The 24,588-nt window shown below is 37.1% G+C and carries 28 protein-coding genes; 16 read left to right on the top strand and 12 right to left on the bottom strand.

What is annotated here, in order from left to right:
- Window positions 1-254: 254 nt before the first annotated feature.
- Window positions 255-1,658 carry a tyrosine phenol-lyase gene (locus ACWPVE_RS06705; protein ID WP_453991892.1) on the top strand — a complete coding sequence of 468 codons (1,404 nt, stop codon included), beginning with the start codon at window positions 255-257 and terminating at the stop codon, window positions 1,656-1,658.
- Between the two features lie 41 nt (window positions 1,659-1,699).
- Here the strand turns inward: ACWPVE_RS06705 and ACWPVE_RS06700 are convergent, their stop codons facing one another.
- Window positions 1,700-2,479: an ABC transporter ATP-binding protein gene (locus ACWPVE_RS06700; protein ID WP_453991890.1), complete on the bottom strand. Its 780-nt coding sequence runs from the start codon at window positions 2,477-2,479 to the stop codon at window positions 1,700-1,702.
- A 223-nt stretch (window positions 2,480-2,702) separates the two neighbouring features.
- Between ACWPVE_RS06700 and ACWPVE_RS06695 the strand changes: the two genes are divergently transcribed.
- The 4 genes from ACWPVE_RS06695 (at window position 2,703) to ACWPVE_RS06680 (ending at window position 8,051) form a co-directional block, all read left to right on the top strand.
- Entirely contained in the window at window positions 2,703-4,439 is a 1,737-nt protein-coding gene (locus ACWPVE_RS06695) for a methyl-accepting chemotaxis protein (RefSeq protein WP_453991888.1), read from the top strand.
- Window positions 4,440-4,546: 107 nt separating this feature from the next.
- A complete protein-coding gene (locus ACWPVE_RS06690; RefSeq protein ID WP_453991886.1) occupies window positions 4,547-5,533 on the top strand; it encodes a Gfo/Idh/MocA family protein in 987 nt (328 codons plus the stop codon).
- Between the two features lie 177 nt (window positions 5,534-5,710).
- Window positions 5,711-6,784 carry a branched-chain amino acid aminotransferase gene (locus ACWPVE_RS06685; protein WP_453991884.1) on the top strand — a complete coding sequence of 358 codons (1,074 nt, stop codon included), beginning with the start codon at window positions 5,711-5,713 and terminating at the stop codon, window positions 6,782-6,784.
- A gap of 157 nt (window positions 6,785-6,941) precedes the next feature.
- Window positions 6,942-8,051: a glycoside hydrolase family 88 protein gene (locus ACWPVE_RS06680; protein ID WP_453991882.1), complete on the top strand. Its 1,110-nt coding sequence runs from the start codon at window positions 6,942-6,944 to the stop codon at window positions 8,049-8,051.
- Between the two features lie 124 nt (window positions 8,052-8,175).
- Here ACWPVE_RS06680 and ACWPVE_RS06675 read toward each other — a convergent pair whose 3' ends face one another.
- Complete coding sequence (locus ACWPVE_RS06675) at window positions 8,176-8,526, bottom strand: hypothetical protein (RefSeq protein WP_453991880.1); 351 nt, start codon at window positions 8,524-8,526, stop codon at window positions 8,176-8,178.
- A 302-nt stretch (window positions 8,527-8,828) separates the two neighbouring features.
- Here ACWPVE_RS06675 and ACWPVE_RS06670 point away from each other — a divergent pair, with 302 nt between their 5' ends.
- Both ACWPVE_RS06670 and ACWPVE_RS06665 read left to right on the top strand, forming a co-directional pair.
- Window positions 8,829-9,887, top strand: coding sequence for an LLM class flavin-dependent oxidoreductase (locus ACWPVE_RS06670; RefSeq protein ID WP_453991878.1), 1,059 nt, complete (start codon window positions 8,829-8,831; stop codon window positions 9,885-9,887).
- 68 nt (window positions 9,888-9,955) lie between these two features.
- Entirely contained in the window at window positions 9,956-10,372 is a 417-nt protein-coding gene (locus tag ACWPVE_RS06665) for a hypothetical protein (protein WP_453991876.1), read from the top strand.
- A 92-nt stretch (window positions 10,373-10,464) separates the two neighbouring features.
- Here ACWPVE_RS06665 and ACWPVE_RS06660 read toward each other — a convergent pair whose 3' ends face one another.
- Window positions 10,465-10,728, bottom strand: a complete 264-nt coding sequence (locus tag ACWPVE_RS06660; RefSeq protein ID WP_453991874.1) for a phage holin family protein — start codon at window positions 10,726-10,728, stop codon at window positions 10,465-10,467.
- Window positions 10,729-10,902: 174 nt separating this feature from the next.
- Here ACWPVE_RS06660 and ACWPVE_RS06655 point away from each other — a divergent pair, with 174 nt between their 5' ends.
- Genes ACWPVE_RS06655 through ACWPVE_RS06645 form a run of 3 tightly spaced genes read left to right on the top strand, consistent with a single transcriptional unit; the run spans window position 10,903 to window position 13,355 of the window.
- Entirely contained in the window at window positions 10,903-11,628 is a 726-nt protein-coding gene (locus tag ACWPVE_RS06655) for an ABC transporter ATP-binding protein (protein ID WP_453991872.1), read from the top strand.
- Entirely contained in the window at window positions 11,625-12,686 is a 1,062-nt protein-coding gene (locus ACWPVE_RS06650; RefSeq protein WP_453991870.1) for an ABC transporter permease, read from the top strand. The genes ACWPVE_RS06655 and ACWPVE_RS06650 overlap by 4 nt, the downstream gene beginning before the upstream one ends.
- An 18-nt stretch (window positions 12,687-12,704) precedes the next feature.
- Complete coding sequence (locus tag ACWPVE_RS06645) at window positions 12,705-13,355, top strand: TetR/AcrR family transcriptional regulator (RefSeq protein WP_453991868.1); 651 nt, start codon at window positions 12,705-12,707, stop codon at window positions 13,353-13,355.
- A 45-nt stretch (window positions 13,356-13,400) separates the two neighbouring features.
- On the opposite strand, the gene ACWPVE_RS06640 is transcribed toward ACWPVE_RS06645, so the two are convergent.
- Both ACWPVE_RS06640 and ACWPVE_RS06635 read right to left on the bottom strand, forming a co-directional pair.
- Window positions 13,401-14,606, bottom strand: a complete 1,206-nt coding sequence (locus ACWPVE_RS06640) for an MFS transporter (protein ID WP_453991866.1) — start codon at window positions 14,604-14,606, stop codon at window positions 13,401-13,403.
- A 107-nt stretch (window positions 14,607-14,713) separates the two neighbouring features.
- Window positions 14,714-15,889, bottom strand: coding sequence for an SLC45 family MFS transporter (locus tag ACWPVE_RS06635; protein ID WP_453991864.1), 1,176 nt, complete (start codon window positions 15,887-15,889; stop codon window positions 14,714-14,716).
- Between the two features lie 192 nt (window positions 15,890-16,081).
- Between ACWPVE_RS06635 and ACWPVE_RS06630 the strand changes: the two genes are divergently transcribed.
- The gene (locus tag ACWPVE_RS06630) at window positions 16,082-16,861 is read left to right on the top strand and encodes a Cof-type HAD-IIB family hydrolase (protein ID WP_453991862.1); all 780 of its coding nucleotides are present in this window, start codon (window positions 16,082-16,084) and stop codon (window positions 16,859-16,861) included.
- 352 nt (window positions 16,862-17,213) lie between these two features.
- Window positions 17,214-17,582 carry a YkvA family protein gene (locus tag ACWPVE_RS06625; protein WP_453991860.1) on the top strand — a complete coding sequence of 123 codons (369 nt, stop codon included), beginning with the start codon at window positions 17,214-17,216 and terminating at the stop codon, window positions 17,580-17,582.
- Between the two features lie 8 nt (window positions 17,583-17,590).
- Here ACWPVE_RS06625 and ACWPVE_RS06620 read toward each other — a convergent pair whose 3' ends face one another.
- The 5 genes from ACWPVE_RS06620 to ACWPVE_RS06600 form a co-directional block, all read right to left on the bottom strand.
- Complete coding sequence (locus ACWPVE_RS06620) at window positions 17,591-17,842, bottom strand: LexA family protein (protein ID WP_453991858.1); 252 nt, start codon at window positions 17,840-17,842, stop codon at window positions 17,591-17,593.
- Window positions 17,832-18,059 carry a hypothetical protein gene (locus ACWPVE_RS06615; RefSeq protein ID WP_453991856.1) on the bottom strand — a complete coding sequence of 76 codons (228 nt, stop codon included), beginning with the start codon at window positions 18,057-18,059 and terminating at the stop codon, window positions 17,832-17,834. The genes ACWPVE_RS06620 and ACWPVE_RS06615 overlap by 11 nt, the downstream gene beginning before the upstream one ends.
- Window positions 18,060-18,319: 260 nt before the next feature.
- Window positions 18,320-18,814 carry a L,D-transpeptidase family protein gene (locus ACWPVE_RS06610; protein WP_453991854.1) on the bottom strand — a complete coding sequence of 165 codons (495 nt, stop codon included), beginning with the start codon at window positions 18,812-18,814 and terminating at the stop codon, window positions 18,320-18,322.
- A 145-nt stretch (window positions 18,815-18,959) separates the two neighbouring features.
- A complete protein-coding gene (locus tag ACWPVE_RS06605) occupies window positions 18,960-19,571 on the bottom strand; it encodes a hypothetical protein (RefSeq protein ID WP_453997392.1) in 612 nt (203 codons plus the stop codon).
- Between the two features lie 141 nt (window positions 19,572-19,712).
- Complete coding sequence (locus ACWPVE_RS06600) at window positions 19,713-20,111, bottom strand: cytosolic protein (protein ID WP_453991852.1); 399 nt, start codon at window positions 20,109-20,111, stop codon at window positions 19,713-19,715.
- A 150-nt stretch (window positions 20,112-20,261) separates the two neighbouring features.
- Between ACWPVE_RS06600 and ACWPVE_RS06595 the strand changes: the two genes are divergently transcribed.
- Window positions 20,262-20,975: a YwmB family TATA-box binding protein gene (locus ACWPVE_RS06595; protein WP_453991850.1), complete on the top strand. Its 714-nt coding sequence runs from the start codon at window positions 20,262-20,264 to the stop codon at window positions 20,973-20,975.
- Between the two features lie 315 nt (window positions 20,976-21,290).
- On the top strand, window positions 21,291-22,163 hold the full coding sequence (locus tag ACWPVE_RS06590; protein WP_453991848.1) for an EAL domain-containing protein: 873 nt from the start codon (window positions 21,291-21,293) through the stop codon (window positions 22,161-22,163).
- Window positions 22,164-22,179: 16 nt separating this feature from the next.
- Here ACWPVE_RS06590 and ACWPVE_RS06585 read toward each other — a convergent pair whose 3' ends face one another.
- Window positions 22,180-22,965 carry a GGDEF domain-containing protein gene (locus ACWPVE_RS06585; protein ID WP_453991846.1) on the bottom strand — a complete coding sequence of 262 codons (786 nt, stop codon included), beginning with the start codon at window positions 22,963-22,965 and terminating at the stop codon, window positions 22,180-22,182.
- A gap of 19 nt (window positions 22,966-22,984) precedes the next feature.
- A complete protein-coding gene (locus ACWPVE_RS06580) occupies window positions 22,985-23,152 on the bottom strand; it encodes a hypothetical protein (protein ID WP_453991844.1) in 168 nt (55 codons plus the stop codon).
- A 276-nt stretch (window positions 23,153-23,428) separates the two neighbouring features.
- Between ACWPVE_RS06580 and ACWPVE_RS06575 the strand changes: the two genes are divergently transcribed.
- Entirely contained in the window at window positions 23,429-23,941 is a 513-nt protein-coding gene (locus ACWPVE_RS06575) for a YbaK/EbsC family protein (protein WP_453997390.1), read from the top strand.
- 150 nt (window positions 23,942-24,091) lie between these two features.
- Window positions 24,092-24,235 carry a hypothetical protein gene (locus ACWPVE_RS06570; RefSeq protein WP_453991842.1) on the top strand — a complete coding sequence of 48 codons (144 nt, stop codon included), beginning with the start codon at window positions 24,092-24,094 and terminating at the stop codon, window positions 24,233-24,235.
- Window positions 24,236-24,588: the final 353 nt, after the last annotated feature.

Genomic DNA, 24,588 nt, shown 5'->3' with positions numbered 1-24,588 from the left:
TGAAATTTGAAAACCTCGCGACTACTGGTATAGCCAATTGAACAAACGTTTGTTTGAACCGCTTTTTGCCAAATGAAACAGATTATTTGAAACGTAATTTCAATAATAATATATAGATGTCCTTCCGTGTCACTTTGGGAGGGCTTTTTTTGATTTAAAGCGTTTATCATGCAACGGGCATTCTTGAGTTGAATGCATAAAATATTCTACATTATAGATAGAATGAATCTTCAAAAAATTAGGGAGGGATTCAGATGAAAAGAAGGACGGCAGAGCCTTATAAGATTAAAGCAGTTGAACCGTTAGCAATGTTGACATATTCGGAAAGGAAAGAAGCATTAAAGAGGGCAGGTTATAACACTTTCCTCATTGATTCACAGGATGTATATATTGATCTTCTTACGGACAGTGGAACGAGTGCAATGAGCGACAGACAATGGGGTGCATTAATGGTTGGTGACGAAGCCTATGCAGGGAGCAAGAGTTGGAAAAGACTCGAGCAGGCAGTTCGAGAGATTTATGGTTATAAGTATGTGTTGCCGACACACCAGGGACGGGGTGCAGAGAATATTTTGTCCCAGTTAAAAATAAAACAGGGTGATGTGGTACCAGGTAATATGTACTTTACAACTACTCGAACACACCAAGAGCTAAACGGAGCAAGGTTTATTGATATTATCATCGATGAAGCGCATGATTCAGTAATTGACCATCCTTTTAAAGGGAATATCGACCTTTCAAAACTGCAGGCGCTTATCCAAGAGGTCGGAGCAGAGCGAATACCATATGTATGTGTGGCGGTAACTGTTAATATGGCAGGTGGGCAGCCAGTGAGTATGGCGAATCTTAAGGAGGTCTATAACCTTTGTAATGGCCATGGTATTGATGTCATGTTTGATGCTACACGTTGTGTGGAGAATGCGTATTTTATAAAAGAAAGAGAAAAGGGATATCAAAATCATCGCATTAAAGATATTTTAAGGGAGATGTTCTCGTACTCAGATGGATGTACGATGAGTGGGAAAAAGGATTGTTTAGTAAATATTGGTGGGTTTTTGGCGATGAATGATGAAGAGCTTTATGCAAGATCGAGGGAATTAGTAGTTGTTTATGAAGGGATGCCATCCTACGGAGGAATGGCGGGGCGTGATATGGAGGCAATGGCCCAAGGTATATATGAGTCGGCCGATGACCATTATATTCATCATCGTATCCAGCAGGTTCGTTATCTTGGGAATCAGTTGATCGAAGCGGGTGTACCTGTTGTAAGACCAATTGGAGGTCATGCTGTTTATTTAGATGCAAAACAGTTTCTACCTCATTTAACACAAGAGGAATTTCCTGCACAAGCATTGGCAGCAGCGCTATATCTTGACTCAGGTGTTCGAGCAATGGAAAGAGGAATCGTCTCGGCAGGGAGGAATAGTGTGACAGGAGAACATAACAAACCAAATTTAGAACTTGTTCGTCTAACCATTCCTAGAAGAGTTTATACGAATAATCATATGGATGTTGTGGCTGATTCCGTAATAGCCCTCTATGAAAAACGAGATCAAATCAGCGGATTACAAATGGTTTACGAGCCTCCGACACTCCGTTTCTTTAATGCGAGATTTTCACCATTATCGAGCGATTCAGAACTGTTTCTAACGGAATAAGATAATCCCCAGCCCTTTTTTTGAAAAGGGCTGATTGTTTTTTACTTAGCTTTTACTAGATAAGGACGGTCATTTTCCCAATGAACATGAACAGGAAGGTCAAAATAGTTTGACAAGATTTCACTTGTAATGATTTCTTCCGTTTGGCCGGAAGCAAATACTTCGCCATTTTTTAAGAGCATCGTTTTTCTAAAGACAGGAAGAATTTCTTCTACATGGTGAGTTACATAGATAATAGCTGGCGAGTTTTCTTTGTTAGCAAGTTTTTCAATGGAATCTAATAATTGTTCCCTGGCAATAAAGTCTAACCCGTTTGTAGGTTCATCCAAAATTAGAATGGCTGGGTCTGCCATTAATGCTCGTGCAATCAAGACTCGTTGTTTTTCCCCTTGGGAAAGGGTTGAATATTCTCGGTTTGCATACCCTATACATCCAAGGTCCTCTAGTAGTCCAATTGCCCTCTCACGCATTTCGTCTGTAGGTGACTCGTATAAGCCGATCGATGCAAAAGCCCCACTTAAAACGACCTCAAATGCGTTATCACTAGGATATAACTTTTCCTGTAAGGAGTTTGATACAAATCCTATTTTCTTCCTAAGCTCCTCACCGAGATACATCTTTCCAAACTTAAATCCTAATACAGTAGCCTGTCCGCTAGTAGGGAAATTATAGGCATTGATTAGGTTCAATAATGCCGTTTTGCCAGAGCCATTTAGTCCATAAAGCACCCAATGCTCGCCTTGTTCAATTTGCCAATTAATATTCTGAAGAATTAACGAATCATTACGTCGCAGTGTAACATTTTTCAAATCTAAGACCATCAGTATCCCTCCTTAATGTATAGAGTAATAATATCAAATAATTCAGAAGAGAGTGAAGAGTTATTAATTGAGTGAGTAGGCGCGAAATAATAGATTTTTTCAAATCCTAGTAGTTTGTGAAGTATTATATAATCCCTTTACATAATCTTAACGAGGAATTTACAATGCTTGTTTATAATTTGGGTTATATAGGTGAAAAGACTTAGGGTTTGGGGGTTCTTATATGAGAAAAAAGATACGTAAGGAGAAAGTGAAAAAGAGAACAAACAATAAAGAAAAGCGCTCAATAAAGGGCTTTTTACAAAGAATAAATCTAAGTGTTCGACTGTTCTTTCTGTTTGTTTCACTTTTAGTTCTCTCTGTTGTGACAGTAGGAACAATATCCTACATAGAGGCGAAAAACATGACAATTGATACCATTGAAAATCGTTTAGAACGAGAAGCAGAATTAATGGGATATATCGCAGAAAGTTTAAAATTTGTCTACGTAAGTGAAGATGATTATTTTATGCAACAGATAGATGGGAATGTACGCATGCAGCAAAAGAAACTTGAAGAGGATGGAATACAGGCTGAATTTTTCTATATTCAACAATCAGAAGCAATCCCCTTTAAAGTGAGTAAAGATGCTTTACCAGCAATTTCAGAAAAAACAATTGAAAAACTTGTTGAACAAAAAAATGGTGTTATTCATGAGAAGATGAGTGGAGAGCAATATACGATTTCATTCCATGAAATAAAGGAGATCGGTGGTATTTATGGCATCCTAATTCCAGTGAAATCTTACACAGGTCCTATTGACCAAATGGCTTATATTACTTTACTCGTAATGGCTATCAGTATCATCGTTATGACGGTTGTGATAATCCTTTTAGTGCGAACAATTGTAAAGCCATTAAACGCTTTAAGGAATACGATGAAAGAAGTGAGGGATGGTAATCTTCAGCACTCTGTTGAAATACGTACTACGATTCCTGAAATTACGTCACTACATAAGAGCTATCGTGCAATGATAGACCAGATGAGAAATATGATCGATGAATTAAGAACATCAACAAGAGAATTAGAAACAACAGGAGATGAATTAAAGTATTCGTCCAAAGACGCCCTTGAATCCAGCCATCAATTAATATCAGCGATTGATACGGTCAGACAAGGAGCAGAGCATACAGCAAGTAGCTCAGAGGAGAGTGCACTTGGCTTTCGGACAATGTCAAACCAGATCGTCGATATTATGTCAAATATGGATACCGTCATCGAAAGTTCTAAAAATATGAATCTTTCAGCAGGTCGCGGTGAAAAGAACATTGGGCAAATGATTTCAACGATCCAATCATTTGAAAGTGACTTTAACCGTCTAACGAAGACCATTCATGAGGTAAAAGACTATTCTATCGAGATTACATCATTAGTTGAATTAGTAACCGAAATCGCAAAGCAAACAAAACTACTAGCCTTAAATGCTACTATTGAAGCAGCTCGCGCGGGTGAGGCTGGAAAAGGGTTTGCTGTTGTTGCTCAAGAAGTTCAAAAGCTTGCTGAACAGTCAACGAAAGCAACTGAAGAAATAACAAATGCAATAGACAGAATGGAGTCTATTACATTGATAGCCTCAAGGGAATTTGATCAGATGCTACGTAGTATTAATTCCAATCTTCACTTAGCCAATGAATCAAAGATTTCTATAAATGAGTTAATGCAGGGAATCTATGAGGTAAGTGGAAATATTGAAGTTATGCAAAAAGAATTAACAGGTTTAGAAGGCATTGTTCCAGACCTACAACAATCCGTGACCCAGGTCTCATCAGTATCACAGGAGACATTAGCAAGTGCCGAAGAAATGCTGGCATTTAGTGAGAATCAAATTAAGCTTATGGAAAATACGAATGGTGTCGGAATGAGATTACATAACCTATCTAAATCACTTTCTGAAATAACCCAACGTTTTCATGTTAAATAACTAGATGAGTCATAGGCCATCTAATTTTCATATTTTAGGTGCTTTTTGTACCAAGCGAACTCTTTAGGTATAATTTATCTACATAATTAAAAAGGAGAGTTCGGAACATGAGATATGACAAGGTACGCTGGGGAATAATTGGCTGTGGCAATGTAACGGAAGTGAAAAGTGGTCCAGCCTTTCAGAAAGTTAAGGATTCGGAGTTAGTTGCAGTGATGCGCAGGAGAGGTGAACTAGCAAAAGAATATGCTCTAAGGCATAATGTGCCAAAGTGGTATGACAATGCAGAAGATCTTATTCAAGACCCTGATGTAGATGCCATCTATATTGCGACTCCGCCAGGACCCCATAAAGAATATACCCTTAAAGCTGCAAAGGCAGGAAAGCCAGTATATGTGGAAAAACCAATGGCACGTAATTATGAGGAATGCCTTGCTATGATTGAAGCGTGCAGGGGGGCTAATGTTCCTTTATATGTTGCCTATTATCGCAGGGCCCAAGAGAGGTTTTTGAAAATAAAAGAATTGCTTGAGAATGGTGCAATAGGGGATGTCCGATATGTATCTACAACACAATATCGAAAAGCAAGTGTAGACCCTAACAATCTTCCATGGCGGGTTCAACCTGAAATTTCAGGTGGCGGGCTGTTTTTTGACTTGGCAAGTCATACCCTTGATATATTGGACTTCTTGTTAGGGCCAATTAAAGAGGTTCAGGGGTTTGCATCGAACCAAGATGGTATATATGAAGCAGAAGATATTGTAACGGGTACTTACGTTTTTGAAAAAGGTATTCATGGTGTTGGAAATTGGTGTTTTACAGCATTTAAGAATGAGGATATGAATGAAATCGTCGGTAGCAAAGGAAAAATCGCCTTCTCTACATTCGGAAACGAACCCATTGTATTAACAACAGAGAACGGAACAGAGGAGTGGAGTTTTGAACGCCCGCAGCACGTACATCAGCCACTTGTGGAAACCATTGTTGCTGAATTAACAGGAAAGGACGAAATTTGCCCAAGTAACGGAGAGTCTGGGGCTAGAACAAATTGGGTCATGGGTGAAATGGTAAAAGGCTACTATTCAACAATATAATGCCTTCATCTTGAATCATTCTTCCAAAATTTGTTCTGAATAAATTTTTATATTTGCTACGATTCCGTACACCATTTAATGTAAGAGTGTGATAAAATAGTTGATAATATTATCAGAATAATATAAGATTTCGATTATTAAAGAAAAGTTTACATTTAAATGAAAGCTGGGATTAACATGACGACAGATTTTGCACTTGATATCACCCTTACAAATCAAAAGAAGGAGATTCCTCCATTCGACCAATTGGTGTTTGGAACTAGTTTTTCCGACCATATGTTCATCTGGGATTATACAGAAGGAAAAGGTTGGCATGATGCTCGAATTGTACCTTATCAACCAATTCTTTTAGATCCTGCAGCTACTGTATTTCATTATGGTCAATCTGTTTTTGAAGGGTTAAAAGCCTATCGTACAAAGGATGAGGAAATTTTATTATTCAGACCTGACCAAAATATGAAACGATTTAACAAGTCTAATCAACGTTTGGTCATGCCACAGTTTGACGAAGAATTTGCTCTCCATGCCTTAAAGAAGTTAATTGAAATAGATCGAGACTGGGTACCAAATCATCCAGGTACTTCATTGTATATCCGTCCATTTATGATTGCTACGGAAGCACATCTTGGCGTTGATCCTGCTAAAAACTATAAATTTATGATTATATTATCTCCAGTAGGCTCTTATTATAAAGAAGGAATCAATCCAGTTAAGATTGCTGTAGAAAATAAATATGTACGTGCGGTTTCAGGGGGAACAGGTGATGCAAAAACAGCGGGTAACTATGCTGCAAGTTTATTAGCATCAGAAATTGCAAGTGAACAAGGCTATTCACAAGTGTTATGGCTTGATGGACGAGAAAGAGAATACATTGAAGAAGTTGGAAGTATGAACATCTTCTTTAAAATCAACGGTGAAGTAGTTACACCAGCGTTAAACGGTAGTATTCTGGACGGAATCACTCGTAAGTCCATTATTGAGCTATTAAAATACTGGAGTATTCCTGTTACAGAAAGAAAGATTTCGATTCATGAAATTCAACAGGCATATAATGACGGCTTGCTTGAAGAAGTGTTTGGAACAGGTACAGCTGCAGTTATTTCACCAGTTGGAGAGCTTTTCTATAATAATGAAAAACTCGTTATTAATAATGGTGAGACAGGGGCTCTATCGAAAAAGCTATACGATACGATTACTGGCATCCAAAATGGTACGAAAGAAGATCCATTTGGCTGGACTGTTAAACTATAAAAATGAAATGTGATAGTGTTTATCTTAATAGATAAGCACTATTTTTTTAGCAAGTAGGCAAGAAGTATAGAATATGCCGATTATTCATTCGTGAAAAACCAGTGTGATAAAAGTATAAATAATATATCGCTCTATACAAAGCTTGGAGGGGAGATTGTTGACGGAACAAACGAAAATAACAACAATGCACTTAATTGAAAGAAAGGTAAGCAACTCGATGAAGATCATAGAGGACGGATTGCCACACACAGCAGCCTTAGATGGAATTTACGATGATACTAGACCAAACTGGTGGACATCAGGATTTTGGCCTGGTATCCTCTGGAACCTTTATGATCAAACAGGAAATGAGAAGTTCAAAAAGAATGCTTTATCAGCATCTAAAAAGATTGCAAACGCATTCAAAGAAAACCAAGACAAGTTTGATCACGATGTTGGTTTTCAATTTTTATTAACAGCTGTATATCATTATGAAATTACAGGTGATGAGGAAAGTATGAAAATGGGGATCGAAGCTGCTAATTTTTTAGCTGGACGCTATAATCCAGTTGGGAAATTTATCAAGTCATGGGATCGTGAAGCAGGCTGGGTTATTATTGATTGCTTAATGAACTTATCTCTACTATTCTGGGCAACTGGTGTAACTGGTGATCCTCGCTATAAGCATATTGCTGTACTTCATGCAGATACATTTTTGAAATATGGTGTTCGCGAAGATGGGTCAACATGTCATATACTATCATTCGATGCTGAAACAGGTGATTTTATTGAGGCAATAGGAGGACAGGGGTATTCTCCTGATTCATCCTGGAGCCGTGGTAATGCATGGGCTATCTATGGATTTGCGAATATGTATCGTTTTACTGGGGACGAGAAATATCTACTTGCTTCAAAGAAGGTAGCACACCAATTTATCGCTTCTTTACCAGAGGATTATATTCCATATTGGGATCATCGAGCCGAATCTATTGAATCAGAACCTAGAGATAGTTCCGCGGCAGCAATCACTGCATCTGGATTATTAGAAATTGCAGAGCACGTACACAAAAATGAAAAATACATATATCAAAATGCAGCTACAAAAATTATAAAATCCCTTTCAGACAACTACTCAACCTGGGATAAGCCAGAGCATCAAGCAATTCTTGTAAAAGGAACTGGACATCGACCAAAGGGCAATTTTGTAAATGCATCACTTATTTACGGAGATTACTTCTTTGTTGAAGCAATTTCAAAATTAAACGGATATAATAAAAATATTTTTTAAAGAGGAACACTGTGTTCGTTGATAATGCGATGGGTCCTATCGTTCAAAAAACAAGAGTACCTTTGGGTGCTCTTGTTTTTTTGAAAACGTATTTATTTAACAACAAACTAAAAAAAGAGCCTTCCTAAAAGAAAATTAACCAACCAATATAAGAGAAGATAAGTAGACCAACATATGTCCAAGATAATTTGCGCTGCCATGTTTTTGTTTGATAGGTCAAAAATAGGAAACTAATTGGTATGAGTGTCCAAGGTATTAATGTTAATAGGCTCAGTAGAAATAAGACGACTGATCCAGCCTTTATTGAAAAAGTTGTTATGTATGCGGAGGCTCCTAAACCAATTGGGGAGATTAGGAGTAGTAAATAAATTTTAAGTTTGAATGTTGTGAAAAATATGTGTAAAGATTCAGGTTCAAACAAGCGAATTTTTAAGTGTAAGAATGGTTCACGCAGTTTTTCAGGAACTAATTGCAATTTATATCACTCCTTTTTGAATGGGTAACCTGTGCTAGTTTCAAAGATTCTTATACTATATAATACGGGCAAATTAGTAAAAAGTTTTACATTTGTTCCAAAATATTCTATTTAAGGAGAGTCTATGAATAGTCTGGTGAATTTATTGTAATTATTTATCTGTTTTTGATCGGAGTAATTCAACTTACACGCCTCGAAAAGGTTTAGTTCCTAATATTTGCTTTTCGAAACAATTTAAATAAATAATAGAGGCAGTAGGAAAATAGGAATAATTATTCATTTATATAGAGGGGGTCCATACTTTGGAAATAGGTATAAGTACTTTTGTAGAGACAACACCTGATTCACATACAGGAAAGGTCATCAGTCATGCAGAGCGAATTCGTGAAGTTGTAGAAGAAATTGTTTTAGCCGACGAGGTAGGCTTGGATGTATATGGCGTTGGTGAACATCACCGTGAGGATTACGCAGCATCAGCACCAGCTATAATACTGGCAGCAGCTGCATCTCAAACAAAGAAAATTCGCTTAACAAGTGCGGTTACTGTGCTATCTTCTGCCGATCCTGTCCGAGTGTTCCAAGATTTTGCGACACTTGATGCAATTTCAAATGGACGGGCTGAAATTATGGCAGGAAGAGGATCATTTATTGAATCATTCCCATTGTTCGGCTACGATTTACAAGATTATGACGAGCTTTTTGAAGAAAAATTGGATCTGTTGCTTCACATTCAAAAGTCAGAGAAAGTAACGTGGCAAGGGAAACACCGGCCATCCATAAATAACCGTGGCGTCTATCCAAGACCAGTTCAAGATCCACTACCAATTTGGATTGGGAGCGGAGGTAATCAAGAGTCAGTGGTACGAGCGGGTTTACTAGGCTTGCCACTAGTACTAGCGATTATTGGAGGTAGGCCAATTCAATTTGCACCGCTTGTAGAACTATATAAGAGAGCTGTTAATCATGCAGGACATGATTTTTCAAAACTAACGGTTGCTTCCCACTCTCATGGTTTTGTAGCTGAATCCATGGATGTGGCAGCAGAAAAGTTTTTCCCATCAACCGCACAGGCAATGAGTAAATTAGGACAAGAGCGCGGCTGGGGTCCATATACCCGAGAAACTTTTGATTTTGCTCGTAGCGTTGAAGGGGCCTTATATGTCGGTGATCCAGAATATGTTGCAAAAAAAATCATCGACCTGCGTAAAAATGTTGGTGTGACCCGTTTTATGTTACATTGCCCAGTTGGTACAATGCCACATGAGGACGTCATGCGCTCGATCGAACTATTAGGAAAAGAAGTGGCTCCACGCGTTAGAGAAGAAGTCGCAAAATGGGAAGCCGAGAATGAATCAAAATAAAATAAATTTGGAAAAAATATGAATAATTCAAAGAGGTAATCGGGATATTACTACCTGAGGTGAATAATATGAAAAAAATAGTAATATCCTTGTTATCCCTTACTTTCCTTTTTCCATTCAAAGTTGGCGCACAAGCAACAGTTGAATGTCCAAATGTTAGTCAATTAGAGAATACATCTACAGAAAATAAGGATGAGCTTATTAAGGCGCTCGAAACAATCATACCTCGTACATTTGGAGAAAGTGACTATGGAAATCATTTTGGAGAGTGGGAGGTTGTTGCAGCCGAACCCTTAGATGAAACACTAACAAAAGAGTATCAAATGTCATCCAAATATTGTGGGCAAGATGTAGCTGATAAATCCTGGGTAGTTGATTTGCATTTTCCAAGATGGGAAGGAAAAAGTGAGATTGCAACAAAAAGTCAAATTTTTGTCTCAAAAAGCAAGGAAAATGGTTGGTTTATTTGGTATCGAAACCAATAAAGATAGTTTAGACAAATAACGAACGCTTGGAATAATAACCAAGCGTTTTATTTTTTTCATAAATTGATAAGTAGATCAGTTCATTTTTATGTTTATTTTTTGGTGTTTTTTGCCTCAAGCGTTTGTTTACATATCTGATGTCCGAATACGGCAACACCTGCTGCTATGACTCCATTATAAACGGCGTCTGCTGTAAATCCAAAAAAATATGTGCTCACTAAAACAGATACCCCTAATAGAATCCAAGTAATCGACCAATCGGGAATAATGGGAGTTTGCTTTAAGAAATACCCAATGACCCAAAGAATAGGAACTAACATATAATAATTTTCATTTAGGAATTCAAGCAAGTCCATGTTGTCACCTCCCTAATGTATCGTATGAAGGGGAAGAAGAAAGTGCTTGTTCGAGTATCCTATTTTCCAGAATTTTTTTGTGAGTAGATACTCATTTTTTCCTTGACCAGGAAAAATAAATAAGTAATAATGTGAGTAATCACTCACTTTTTTGGAATAAGGGGAGGTAATTGAATGACCCAATCAGTTGAAATACGGAATATCAGCAAACGCTTCGGAAAAAAAGTCGTGTTAAACGAGGTAGATATGGCTATCAAAGGTGGATCCATCTACGGTTTTATTGGTCCTTCAGGTGCAGGTAAGACCACTCTCATCAAAATGATTGTTGGAATGGACTCTCCAGATCATGGATCTATCGAAGTGTTAGGAACAAAAATGCCGAATCTAAAGCTGTTACAAGATATTGGATATATGGCTCAATCGGATGCGTTATATACTGAACTCACTGGCAAAGAAAATATCGCCTTTTTTGCTTCGCTTTATCAATTAAATCGAGCGCAAACCAAAGAACGAATTGCATATACATCCAAGCTTGTCAATCTAACAGATGATTTAAATAAAAAGGTTGCTTTATATTCAGGGGGAATGAAACGCCGTTTATCACTCGCCATTGCATTAATTCAGAATCCCAAAATCCTAATTTTAGATGAACCAACTGTTGGAATTGATCCAGAGTTAAGGCTTGCAATATGGAATGAATTAATTCGGTTAAAAAGCGAAGAGGGAAAAACAATCATTGTAACTACCCATGTAATGGAAGAGGCTGAACGTTGTGACTATATAGCAATGGTTCGAGATGGTCGAATCTTAACTAGAGGAACACCAAATGAATTAAAAGAAGCCTATCATGCAAGAAATTTTGATGAGGTATTCTTACATGCTGGGAGGGCGAAACAATGAGAATAAGTGCACTTATCAAAAGGATTTTTCAGCAACTCCTGCGCGATAAGCGAACATTGGCACTCTTATTTGTGGCACCACTTCTCATTCTTTCACTTATGTATGTTATGTTTAATGGGAATACCTCCGAACCCGTTTTGGGAGTTGTGAATATCGATGATAAGCTTGTAGACACATTAAAAGAAATAGATATCGAAATAGAGAAGTTTGAACATGTTACAAATCCTGAACAAACAATACTCGATTACGAGCTTGATGGGCTACTAGTTTCTCAAGGTGAACAAATGGATCTAACGTTAGCAAACAGTGATCCAACATCTTCAAAAGCATTACAAATGAAAGTGAATCAAGTAATAGCTTTACAGGCCCAGGAAAACCTTGTTAGTCAACTACCAACCCTTAGCGAAATTCCAAAAATGGAGCTTGAAACAAATTATGTATATGGAAGCGATGATACAGTCTTTTTTGATGTGTTAAGCCCTATATTAATTGGTTTTTTTGTCTTCTTTTTTGTCTTTTTAATTTCAGGAATTGGATTGTTAAAAGAAAGGACAACTGGAACATTAGAGCGTCTTCTCTCCACACCGATACGTAGAGGAGAAATTGTCACTGCCTATCTTGTTGGATTTGGGATATTTGCGATGCTCCAAACCGTTATTGTAGTCTTTTTTGCTATCACCGTGTTAGATGTTACATTAGAAGGCTCTATTTGGAACGTGCTTATCATCAATCTATTATTGGCATTAGTTGCTCTATCCTTGGGAATATTATTGTCTGCTTTTGCAGCTTCCGAATTTCAAATGGTACAATTTATACCAGTAGCTGTAATTCCACAAATTTTCTTTTCGGGCATCATACCACTTGAAGGAATGGCTACCTGGCTTCAAGCAATTGCCAAAATCATGCCTTTATATTATGCTGCGGATGCTTTGAAGGGAGTTATGTATCAAGGCTTAGGGTTTACGGATATCATCCAAAATCTATTAGCATTAGTCATATTTGCGGTGATTTTTATCATTTTGAATGTATTCGCTTTGAAAAAGTATCGTGCATTGTAGATAAGGAAGTGAAGAAAATTGAATAAAGGTAATCTATTAGATGCCTTGATTGAACAAACCAAATTATCAAAAAAGCAAACCGATAAGCAACAAAGAATTATTGAAAGTGCGATCAAAATGTTTGCTGAGAAAGGCTATGCAAACACATCGACTAGCGAAATTGCAAAAGCTGCAGGAGTAGCAGAAGGAACCATATTTCGCCACTATGGTACAAAGGATAATCTACTGCTATCTTTAATTCTTCCATTCTTAAAAAAGGCACTGCCTGTGATGGCTGAAAATGTGTTTAAAGAAGTACTGACTGAAGAGACACTATACTTTGAAGACTTTTTAAAAGGACTCTTCAAAAATAGGATTGAATTCGTAATTGAGAATAGAGAAATCTTTCAAATCATTGTTAAAGAAATGTTGTACAGTGATTCACTCCGCTCAGAGATTGCTCCTTTTTTCTCAAAGAGTATCGCTACTAGGGTCGCTCAAGCAATTGAGTTATTTAAAGAGCGGGGAGAAATCATTGAAATGCCGACGCATACGTTAGTAAAAATGTTAATGACAACTTTCGGTGGATTTCTGGTCACTCATTTCGTCCTTTTACCATATGAAGAAATGGAGATTGACAAAGAAGCAGAGAACCTTGTTCGTTTTGTTATGGATGGCATTCGAAAATAAGAAAATCCTTGCCCGAATCATTTTGTAGGGCAAGGATTTTTTCTCTTAGACTGATATGGAAGTGGTTTTATTTTTCCGTCCTAGCGCTTCTTTCTTTCCGTGCATAAAATAATAAAGAAGTATACTCGCTAAAACAACAAACCCTAAAATGGTATATAGCTTACTGTAACCTGTGATTGGAATAAGAGTACCTAGTAAGTAAGGGCCAAAACCAAGTCCAGCATCTAAAAAGATGAAGAAAGTCGAAGTTGCTAGTCCCATTCGATCAGAAGGTGTAAGTTTAATCGCTACAGCTTGAGCACATGACTGTATGTTCCCGAATCCAAGCCCGATAAGCGCACCTGATAGGAGAAGGGTTACACTGTTATCAGCTGTACTTAGCAGAAACATCCCGATTGCAAAAATGATAAAGGCTGGATACATGACATAGTTTGCACCCTTTTTATCCAATAAGGGCCCTGTAAACGGACGGGAAATTAAAATAGCAATTGAATAGACGAGAAAGAAAAAGCTAGATGCAGTAACTAAATTAATTTCAATCGCATAAAAACCGATAAACGAAAGTACACTTGCATAACAAATCGCAATAGCTAAAACAACAAGAGCGATTGGTAGTGCCTTGGGTTCCACGTAATTCTGAATGGAAAAACCCTTGCCCTTTTGAGTGGGACTTTTTTGTATTTCAAGTGGTGGTACATGAAGAATCAGTGTAGTTAGTAGGCTACTGACACTAATTATAAGACATAAACCAAAGATAACTTGGAAGCTTGTATGTTGTGCCATAAATATTCCAATAAATGGGCCAATCGCCGTGGATAATGTCGAGCTCATGCTAAAATAACCAATTCCCTCGCCTCTTCGCCTAGGAGGAATGATTTGAGCAACAATGGTTCCTGTTGCTGTACTTGCAACACCGAGAGTAACACCGTGCAGGAATCTATTGATTAATAGAAAAGTAATACCTGCATCTACGTAATATAGGCTTGTGGTAATGGTGAATAGAGCCAAACCAATAAACAATGTTTTTTTTCGGCCAATAACATCTATATAACGTCCGATTATAATTCGCCCAATGAGTGTACCGATAATAAATATACCTGTTACAAGCCCTGCCTGGCTCGTGGACGCGCCATATGCATCAACTGCATATAATGCAATAATGACAACTAAGAGATAAAAGACAAGTGTTAAGAAAAAATTAATGGAGGATATAATGATAAAATCTTTTGTCCAGAGCTTTTGATTATTCAATTTAAAGTCCCCTTATCGAAATAAAAATAAAAAATAGTTACCAAGGTAACTATTAAACTACTTTAACAAACAACTATGAATTTAACCATCAAAAAATATTGGGATTTTTATTCTGGCTGAGTCGGAGATGAAGTATCGCGGACTCTACTGATACAAACTAACGCTAAAATTAGACTTCCTGACGCAGCAAGAAACAACACACTAAATCCAAATAAATCAATTAAATATCCAAGTACAGGCGGTGAAGTGATTGCAGCAAGTGATGAAACTAGATAATACAGTCCTGTTCTTGTTCCGAAGCTTTTTTCACTCCCCATTGAGACAATAAAAGGGTATGCATTAATGTTAACAAATGCCCAGAAGATGCCCCCTAAAAACAAAATCGTTCTTAAATAAAACACTGAATCGACCCAATTTAACAGTAAAAATGAAACAATTAGCCCCATAACACCAATTACGATAACATTTTTCTTGCCAATTTTTGCCCCTAAAAGGCCACTTGGAATGGCTGAGATGACAAAGCTCATTGAGAAAAATGTTAACGAAAACGCAGAAGCACTTCTAGATAGACCTAATTCATGGACTCCGTATAATGTAAACAATGCCTCCATCCCTTGAATGGCAATAAACCAAAAAAAGATGGCAGCTAATAAATAAATTGTAGAGGAGTGTAGCTCTTCTTTATAATTAATTTTTGGAACGGTTGTTTCTGTGTAGGCAATGGTATCACGATGTTCTTTAATATTTGTATAAACAATCCAGAGAGTTAATATAAAAACAATGGATACTGCAATAAATGGAAGCGTCTCATCAACACCAAACAAAAAAGAGCCAATACTAAATGCAAGGATTCCACCACAGCCGCCCATAAAATTAATTATTCCATTTGCCTTTGTCCGCTGGGGTTCCGCCGTAATGTCAGGCATCAATGCAATCGTAGGGGAACGAAAAATGGCCATTGATAAGTTCATACATAACATAAAAATGAGCAGGGTCAAGAGGCTAGTGTGAAAAGGAATCAGTGTATAGAATAGCGCGGCAAGTGGAACACCAACTAATAAATATGGCATCCTTCTCCCAAAGCGAGTTCGGGTTCGGTCACTAAGATGACCAATGTAAGGTTGTAAGAAGAGAGCGATGTAATTATCGATGGTCATTAAGAACCCAATCACAGCTGTACTCGAAATAAAATTGTCGAGAAAAAAAGGGACAAATCCATTATATATAGACCATCCAAGACTAATGCTAAAGAAGCCAAACCCTAACAACCAAGTTTTTTTCATGCTTGTTCTCCCTAGTTGAATTTTATGCAGCAAATAAGATAAAACGTACTACTAATTTATGCGCAGGTGTAGTCCTTTTTGCCTGTATGACTCATTTTCTTTGAAGATTATTTTATTTGTTTAAAGTGCGAAAATAAGGTATCGTATGTAATATGTGATTCTAGACAAGAAGTAAGAAAGTGGGAATATGAAATGAAAGATCGAAGTTTAATCTTTTTTGATATAGATGGTACACTCTTGAACCATGAAAAAAAGCTACCTGCATCTGCAAAGGATGCTATTTTTAAATTGAAGGAATTAGGGCATGAAGTAGCCATTGCAACAGGGCGAGCTCCTTTCATGTTTGAAGACTTACGTGAAGAGTTAGGTATTGGAACGTACGTCAGTTATAATGGTCAATACGTTGTGCTAAATGGAGAAGAGATTTATACGAATCCATTAAATGAAGAAGCATTGATCCAATTAACAGAAAAAGCACTTGCTAACAATCATCCTGTTGTCTACATGGACCATGAGGATATGAAAGCTAATGTACCAGAGCACCATTATATTACGGAAAGTATTGCAACGTTAAAAATTAAAAGTTTCCCAGCTTATGATCCGAAGTATCACGAAGGTCGCAAATTGTTCCAAACGCTATTATTCGTCGAAGAAGGGGAAGAACCGCAATACGAAAAAGCGTTCAAGGACTTTGATTTTATCCGTTGGCATCCCGTTTCTGTTGACGTCATTCCAAGCGGTGGCTCAAAGGCAAATGGAATTGAAAAATTAGTTGATAAATTAGGCATTCCTGAAGAACGAGTATATGCTTTTGGTGACGGATTAAACGACATTGAAATGCTCTCCAAAATCCACAATAGTGTAGCGATGGGGAATGCACTTGATGAAGTAAAAGAAGTAGCCAAATTTGTCACGAAGTCCGTTGAGGAAGACGGAATTTTACATGGACTTAAGATGGTAGGGTTATTATAAGATAAGGAAAAAAGCAAGCATGAAAATTTGATGCTTGCTTTATTAAAAATCTGTATTTAGGATTAAAAAATCTAATCTATTTTCCTAAATCTTTTTAAGAGATTAATTTAACTTTTACCAAGATCTAACGAATCAATAAGTTAAGTCGAAAAAATAACCTTTTAAAATAAGCTTTTACCCAGTAGTAGGGTAGAAGCTTATTTTGTTTTGGTCTACAGCTGGTGACTAGTTATTTGTGTGTAACAAACCTAAGAAAAGAAAATTTCATGTTTGTCCAATGATTCTTTTATTTGCTTTCGTAGTACAATAAGAGTAATGTCACCGACAAAAATAATAAAAATGGGGGATTATCATGGATGAGATGGAAAAGCACTATTCAGACGAAAAATTTTGGGAGAAATTGAAAAAGTTTGCGTTGAGGGCGGGCCACTCGGTTGTATATACAGCACTTTTGCTTTACTTTGTGTTACAAAAGCCAGACCTTCCCGCAAAGGCAAGAGTAACTATTCTTGCTGCACTAGGATATTTTATTTTTCCCCTGGACCTCATTCCAGATCTAGCTGCAGGTATCGGTTTTACAGATGACTTAGGTGCGTTAGGTGTTGCTCTTTTTCAAGTGGCGATTCACATCGATGAGAATGTAAAATCAAAAGCAAAGGCAAAATTGGTTGATTGGTTTGGAGATGATGTTGATACATCAGATGTAGATGAAAAGCTATAGAATAACCCTTATTTTGCATGTGATAATCCTTTTATTAACAGGATAGACCTAGGTGTTTTAGGCTCATATTGTAACTTGCCTTTTTCCATCAGGCGGTCCAAGTAGGCCTTAATCGTACTCGTTGAATTTACAGATTGGCAAAGTCGTGCTAATTCCCGCATTGTCGGGGCTTTATGATGTTTTTTCATATATTTTTCAATTTGTTCAAGTATTTCTTGCTCGGTATGCTCCATTCGCATCTGTAGTGTTCTAATTTGCAAATCTTACAACTCCTTTTTTCTTTGGAACTGCTGCTGATAAGATACTATCTATTATAAAGGTTCGTTTTCTACCGCGAAGTAAACAAAAGGCTTTGATTGTGTTGTCATGGATTTCCAAAACACGAATTTGACGTTGGGTGAGAATCCCACTTTGTGACATATAGATGATTTCGATTGAAGTGTGCCCGATTAAAGCACGCTGTAAAATACCGCGCATGTCATCATCTCCTTTTTTACATTATATACGAACATGTATTCTATTATCAACTAAAATAAGAACGTTTATTCGTATTTTTGTTAGTTAACTTGAGGATGGATATTGGGTATATGAGGATTTGGGCACTTACTTTTATAATGGTCTGGTCTTCGGTACACGCTCATCCACAAATATCTCCAGTCTGTCTTGAAAAATCCATGTAAGACCTTAAAAAAAATTCAAACCGTCCCATATAAGGAAACGGTCAAATAATGCTGTTCTCAAGGATGAATGTAAACAGGGGTACCGATTGGAATCAGACTTGCCAGTTCTTCGACATCTTTGTTATACATTCTAATACAACCTCTTGAAACCGATTTACCAATTGAACTAGGGTCATTTGTTCCATGAATCCCATAATGTTCTTTTGATAGACTCATCCACATTGATCCAAAGGGGCCGCCTGGATTTGGTGCTTTATTAATGATGATATAGTTTCCGACAGGTGTGGCATGTAGCATCCGACCAACTGCGATCGGGTACTGCTTTTGCACTGCACCATTTTTTTGTAACTGTAACCAACGCCCTCCAACTGAAACTTCAATTTGATAAGGAAGTGTCGCAGGATCTGGGAAACCTGGGATGGTAATCGATTGTCCTGGATAAATAAGATTCGGGTTAATGGAAGGATTTGCTCGAATGATTTCCGAAAGAGGTTTCCGATAGTCTTTTGCGATTTGATGAAGCGTTTCTCCAGGTTTTATCGTGTGTATCATTGATAAACCTCCTATATATAATGCGGGATATTTAAGTATCTTATTTATTTATCCTGCGAAAAGAGCCTGTACCTGAATGATTGACACTTCCTTTATATAAAAAGTAGACGTAAAAAAAAACACCCAGGTATAAGACCAGGTGTTATTATGATTTAGATGAGATATGTGGGGCTGATTGTTGAGAAGGGTCTATAACCCTCTTACCTAGAACGCCTCTTGATTCCAACAATCTAATTATTTTTTCAAGATGCTCTTCTTTTTCAACGACAACATAATTAATGAATGGAAATATCCCCTTTACCTTAATTGTTAATTTATAGCTAAAATTAAGGCGGTCATGAAGGCCATATAACTCATGCCAACGGACAATACGCTCAACCTCATATTCCTTAACTTGGTTGTAGGCGAAATATCTGCCTTGTAGGATAATCCCCTTTGGTAATATAAATAGATTACCACGGTGACGTACAGCACTAATAATGGCGAAAAAGAAATAGGCAAATGAAAAGAATGAAGAACCTAAATAGTCGGTTGTAAGGACAACTAGTAGTAACGCAAGTAGGAGAATAACGACTGCGACAGTCCCCCATTTGACAATCTTATATGACTTAGTCGACTTTGAGAGAGGCTCCATTTCCTTAAATTCTGTAGGGATGAGAATACCACGAAATTCCTCTTCCGTTTGTGGGAATAATGCTTGTTTAGAAAGATCAACGGCCTTTTTAATACTAAGCCTGTATTGAATCAAATAATACACTCCAAGTATGAAAACAATGGAGAAAAAAATATCAACAAACAAATGATCACCTCAGTCATTTACATTATTTTCTATACTCTTATTTTTTCATAAAATTCCTTTTTTGAAAAGGAAAAGAGCCACAAAAAAAGTGGCTCTTTATTATAACTCTGTTTTTTGGGCATCTTCGACAATATGGTAAAGTAGGTGGGCAAGATGATGGATGGCACCATACTCTTGTTCTTCGTCCTCCGATTCTTCATCCGAGAACTCAAGATCATTGAGGTACAACGCCATAAATTCATAAAAATCCTTAAGCTCGAATGAAAAACAGTATGTGGGCTCTTCACGATCCTCTTCATATTGTAAGACAAGATAATGTAAATTCCCTTCGGCATCAGCGCCATCGAAGAAGACAAAAAAACCAATATTCGTATCAAGTTCAAAAAGATGTCGAGTGCCGCCTTCCGTTACACGGTTAAAATCTTCTTCCTCGAGAATATTGACCTCCATTGCTTCAACACCATCTTCCTTATGAAAAGAAACAGTAATTGATTTCAACGATTACACCTCCTTATTATCTTCTTTATGTTGTACTAAAAATAAGGAAAGTAAAACGAAAAGTGAAAAGATTTTCTCGATTTTAAAGATTACTAGATTTTTAGGTATAGATAATTTAATCCGTGGCTATCCTTGTTAAAGAGGTGAGGGATGGTGAAGACGATAGTTGCATTCATTTTATCATTTGGAATTTTAGCAGGTTTCATTTCAGATAATGAAAAAATTCAACAGAATGATTTTGAAGAAATAGTGGAACTTGCGTTAGAAAATAATGTTGAAATCAAATCATGGATGGCTTTGTCCCGTGGTAAGGTTGGACAAGCAACTGATTTAAATGATCTAAATAAGCAAATAGCAGATTTCATGATGAATCATGATACATATAGTTGGAAAAAAATTCTTGAAGAGGAAAATAGCCATTATGTATGGCTAGGTAAAAAAGAGAACGATAATGGAATCATGGAGTCGATTAAACTAAAAGCATATAAATCGGGAGAAACATACAAAATTGCGATAACGACCGAAGTAAAAGGTACTCAGATTTCTGACAACCAAGTTGAGTGGGTACGAGAGAAGATGAAGGATGACAATACGTTCTATACTGTATCAGGTGTAATAGGGTCTACAGATATTCAATTGAATCAAGTTGCAGAAAAAATGATCAAGGATGCACAAGGAAAAACCGTGGAACAACTTCGGGAAAAAAGTTTCGTTTCTGTCTCAGCTTATTCGGATACGATTGAAACAGAATTAATGACAGCAAAGCGAGAAAAAATGAATCTGCAAATAGGCTTACGCGCAATTGAAGAGAGTAACAAAATAGATGTAACGATTGGTACACCGATTATAACAACAGAGTATTAAAGTTTAAGTAGCTTGGGGGATATCTCCAAGCTATTTTTGTATCCTGCTCAAAGTATCTCTCTAGTGTAAACCCATCTCGTCGTAAGAGTGTCAGACTTGTCAGCAAAAGATAGGATTCTCGAAACGCTAGTATCACAGAAAAAAATGCAAACTTTTCGAGAATATGTCTCACTACATTCCCACAAAATATAGAAGGGGAAGTTGTTTGCACCTGTCCCTTTACAAAACCTTTACAAAATCTTATCGTTTCAAAGAAAGCTCACACTTTATAATAGAAATAGACACTATTGTAACTTTATCAAAAGGTAGGGGCCCATGAAGAAAATCCATTTACGTAATCTAATGCACTTTTTAGCTTTTATACAAAAGAAAAGGGGCACATTATACCAAGAATATAAGCGAGATGAAGATCTAAAGAAGTTGATGCATAAATCAAAGATAAAGACCGTTTTTCAACCAATACTCTCGTTGGAGACAGGGGCAACGATAGGTTATGAAATCTTGAACAGACCCGAAGCGACAGAGTGTTTTCCGACAACCGAAACCTTCTATAATTATGTAGGAAACAGCTCATCGGTCTTTCAAGTAGAACAGTTCTTGAGAAACTTATCAATAGAACGATTCGCAGAACAGATCAAGCATATAAAGAACGAAGGGAATCAACTTGTATTTCTTAACATTCAAACACAGGTATTAGCAGACCCTAGTTGGCGAAGTGGAATCACGATGAAATTACTTGAGAAATATAACCTTTCCCCAAACCAGATTGTCTTAGAATTAACAGAAAAACAGTCTGTCATTAATTACAATCAATTTAAAAAAATTATTGAACATTATCGACAACAAGGCTTTCGAATAGCAGTTGATGATGCAGGGACAGGATATAATAGCTTAAAGACACTTGTCTATCTGAAGCCTGAATTTATCAAGCTCGATAAGTCACTCATACGGGATATTTACCAACATAGAGAAAATCAGCATTTAGTTGAACTTTTAGTCAAATATGCGATGCAGGTCGGGACGAAGATTATCGCAGAAGGAATTGAAACGGAACAGGAACTTGAATATTTGCAAGGCTATGGTGTCCATATGGGCCAGGGTTATGGGCTGGGTAAACCAATGCCAGAGCTCCAACAAGGACGTTTACCTAAAATAAATAGGTATCATCAAATTGCATTACCAATATAAAAAAGAAGCCCCTTGTTTAAACAAGAGTCTTCTTTTTTGTGTGTTCCTCAAAATCCTCCAATGTGAGGTATATGCTTTTATTTATAGATTTGCAATAGCTTTTCACTTTTGCTGATTCTATACTTAATTGCTCGAGTGACTTGATGGGTCTGTTTTTATTATGAATGATGGCAATAGAGATACTTGCTAGAGGTAGTTTTTCAAAGATTCCCTTCCTACTTATCCCAGATACATACCCTTTTTTTAAATCCTCTAGTGAATAGAAGCACCTTAACGAATTAGAAAACTGAGTAATGATTTTTTCGGATATAGACTGATAGTGATAATGTGGGATTGTTGCAATAAAATCATCACCACCATTATGCCCTATAAATGAAGGCTCGTTTGTAGTCTTCATGATTACTTCAGTTAATATCATTGCCGTCTCTTTTATTAGTTCATCCCCTTTAGAAAAACCATATGTATCGTTAAAAGCTTTGAAAGAATCAATGTCGATATACAATACACTAAACCTTTTATACGTTAGAACTTTTTGCAATGTTTCTTTGATGACATTGTTTCCAGGTAATCCTGTTAATGGATTCGAGTAACGCGCATCTCTTATCTGAATTTCAGCAAGTTTTATAATGAGTTCTCGAATGCTTACGATGCCATAAAAACGATTGTCTTTTGTGACCACCACAACATCATATAAATGTTCTTGCCTCCTATCCATCGCAAGAGAACTAACCTCTGTTAAAGATAAATTATAATCAACAATTAATAATTCTTGGTCCATGACTAGGTCAATTGTTCGGTTCATAAAAAGATCAAATCCATATTTAATAGAAAGTTTTTGAAAAAAGTGGGCTTTCATATTGTTGATTTTCACAAACAATAATTCCCTCCATGCCAGTCTCTTTTTCAAAAATTGCATATACATCCTCACATTTTGTAGAAGGAGATACAATGAAATTTTCTTTCGCTATTTCTCCTATTACAATATCCATTAACAAGTCCATCTCCTATACTATTATTTTTCATGTAGACCTTAAAAATAGAAAAAGAGAAATAATTCCAATTACCTATTACTAGATTACCAGTCTCCTATTAATAAATTTAAGTGGCAACGTTAATGTTTTGTAAATTAAGTATTAACTATTCGGAATTCGTTAATAAATAGTAAAGGTGATTTTACGTCATTTTTATAGAAAGAGTAGATATTTTTCACTATTGAAAATTTTATGGTAAATTAGTAGATAAACTATGAGGAAAGGATGAGTATTTTGTCACTTGAAAGTGTAAAAGAACACCTAAAAAAATGGAACCGTGAAAAAAATGTGATGGAATTTGATACAGTCAGTGCCACAGTTGATCAGGCGGCTGAAACAATTGGAGTAGCTCCTGCTCGAATCGCGAAAACTCTATCCTTTCGTGGAGAAGGGGATTTGGCCATTTTAGTTGTGGCGGCAGGTGATGCAAAGATTGATAATAAGAAATTCCGTCAAACCTTTGGCTTTAAGGCAAGAATGCTGTCTGCAGACGAGGTCGTGGAGCAAACGGGGCATGTGATTGGCGGTGTGTGTCCGTTTGGACTTGCGAATAAGCTCGATGTATATTTGGATGAGTCTATGAAGCGTTTTACGACTGTTTTTCCTGCATGTGGTAGCATCAATTCCGCTATCGAATTAACGTGTGACGAACTATTCCAATATTCGGAAGCAAAAGCGTGGGTAGACGTCTGCAAAGGCTGGCAGACCGAGGAAACAAACGAAAAAGTAGCCGTACATAACGAGTAATTGTTTGTTACAGGAGAGCAGGTTGAAAATCGTAAGTGGAAAACGACGGGGGAGATCCATTTAAAGCTTCGTCACTGAGTGAATCTAGAAGAACGTTAGTGGAAAACTTGGCTGATATCCTCTTTATTGATGGAATGAAGGGGAAAAGGAATGGAAAAAACGTTGGAAATCCTCTTCATGGAAGGAATGAAGGGGAAAACGCCAGTAAAAGTCGTTGGAACTCCTCTTCATTGCGGGAATGAAGGGGAAAAGGCCATGAAAAGTCGTCCGAACTCCTCTTCATGGAAGGAATGAAGGGGAAAAGGCCAGTAAAAGTCGTTGGAAATCCTCTTCATCGCGGGAATGAAGGGGAAAACGCCAGGAAATGTTGTTAGAACTCCTCTTCATCGCGGGAATGAAGGGGAAAAGGCCAGTAAAAGTCGTTGGAAATCCTCTTCATCGCGGGAATGAAGGGGAAAACGCCAGGAAATGTTGTTAGAACTCCTCTTCATCGCGGGAATGAAGGGGAAAACGCACTTGCAAATCCCTCTAAATCCCCTTCACCGAGTTAATGAAGAGAGAAACAGCAAGAAAGTCTCCCGAATCCGAATTCCTCATCAACGTATGCAACTTGCTCCTGAGTTCCAATCCTTTTCTCAAGATACTTT

The organism is Bacillus nitroreducens, from assembly GCF_964021195.1.
This window is presented reverse-complemented; position numbering and strand designations above follow the sequence as displayed.

Coding starts and splice junctions, on each gene's coding strand:
- ACWPVE_RS06700 (WP_453991890.1), bottom strand. CDS start 2,479: ATGGTCTTAGATTTGAAAAATGTTACACTGCGACGTAATGATTCGTTA.
- ACWPVE_RS06595 (WP_453991850.1), top strand. CDS start 20,262: ATGGTGAAGACGATAGTTGCATTCATTTTATCATTTGGAATTTTAGCA.
- ACWPVE_RS06615 (WP_453991856.1), bottom strand. CDS start 18,059: ATGCGCGGTATTTTACAGCGTGCTTTAATCGGGCACACTTCAATCGAA.
- ACWPVE_RS06665 (WP_453991876.1), top strand. CDS start 9,956: ATGAAAAAAATAGTAATATCCTTGTTATCCCTTACTTTCCTTTTTCCA.
- ACWPVE_RS06660 (WP_453991874.1), bottom strand. CDS start 10,728: ATGGACTTGCTTGAATTCCTAAATGAAAATTATTATATGTTAGTTCCT.
- ACWPVE_RS06625 (WP_453991860.1), top strand. CDS start 17,214: ATGGATGAGATGGAAAAGCACTATTCAGACGAAAAATTTTGGGAGAAA.
- ACWPVE_RS06590 (WP_453991848.1), top strand. CDS start 21,291: ATGAAGAAAATCCATTTACGTAATCTAATGCACTTTTTAGCTTTTATA.
- ACWPVE_RS06655 (WP_453991872.1), top strand. CDS start 10,903: ATGACCCAATCAGTTGAAATACGGAATATCAGCAAACGCTTCGGAAAA.
- ACWPVE_RS06705 (WP_453991892.1), top strand. CDS start 255: ATGAAAAGAAGGACGGCAGAGCCTTATAAGATTAAAGCAGTTGAACCG.
- ACWPVE_RS06630 (WP_453991862.1), top strand. CDS start 16,082: ATGAAAGATCGAAGTTTAATCTTTTTTGATATAGATGGTACACTCTTG.
- ACWPVE_RS06650 (WP_453991870.1), top strand. CDS start 11,625: ATGAGAATAAGTGCACTTATCAAAAGGATTTTTCAGCAACTCCTGCGC.
- ACWPVE_RS06580 (WP_453991844.1), bottom strand. CDS start 23,152: ATGGATATTGTAATAGGAGAAATAGCGAAAGAAAATTTCATTGTATCT.
- ACWPVE_RS06570 (WP_453991842.1), top strand. CDS start 24,092: ATGGAAAAAACGTTGGAAATCCTCTTCATGGAAGGAATGAAGGGGAAA.
- ACWPVE_RS06685 (WP_453991884.1), top strand. CDS start 5,711: ATGACGACAGATTTTGCACTTGATATCACCCTTACAAATCAAAAGAAG.
- ACWPVE_RS06690 (WP_453991886.1), top strand. CDS start 4,547: ATGAGATATGACAAGGTACGCTGGGGAATAATTGGCTGTGGCAATGTA.
- ACWPVE_RS06695 (WP_453991888.1), top strand. CDS start 2,703: ATGAGAAAAAAGATACGTAAGGAGAAAGTGAAAAAGAGAACAAACAAT.
- ACWPVE_RS06610 (WP_453991854.1), bottom strand. CDS start 18,814: ATGATACACACGATAAAACCTGGAGAAACGCTTCATCAAATCGCAAAA.
- ACWPVE_RS06585 (WP_453991846.1), bottom strand. CDS start 22,965: ATGAACCGAACAATTGACCTAGTCATGGACCAAGAATTATTAATTGTT.
- ACWPVE_RS06635 (WP_453991864.1), bottom strand. CDS start 15,889: ATGAAAAAAACTTGGTTGTTAGGGTTTGGCTTCTTTAGCATTAGTCTT.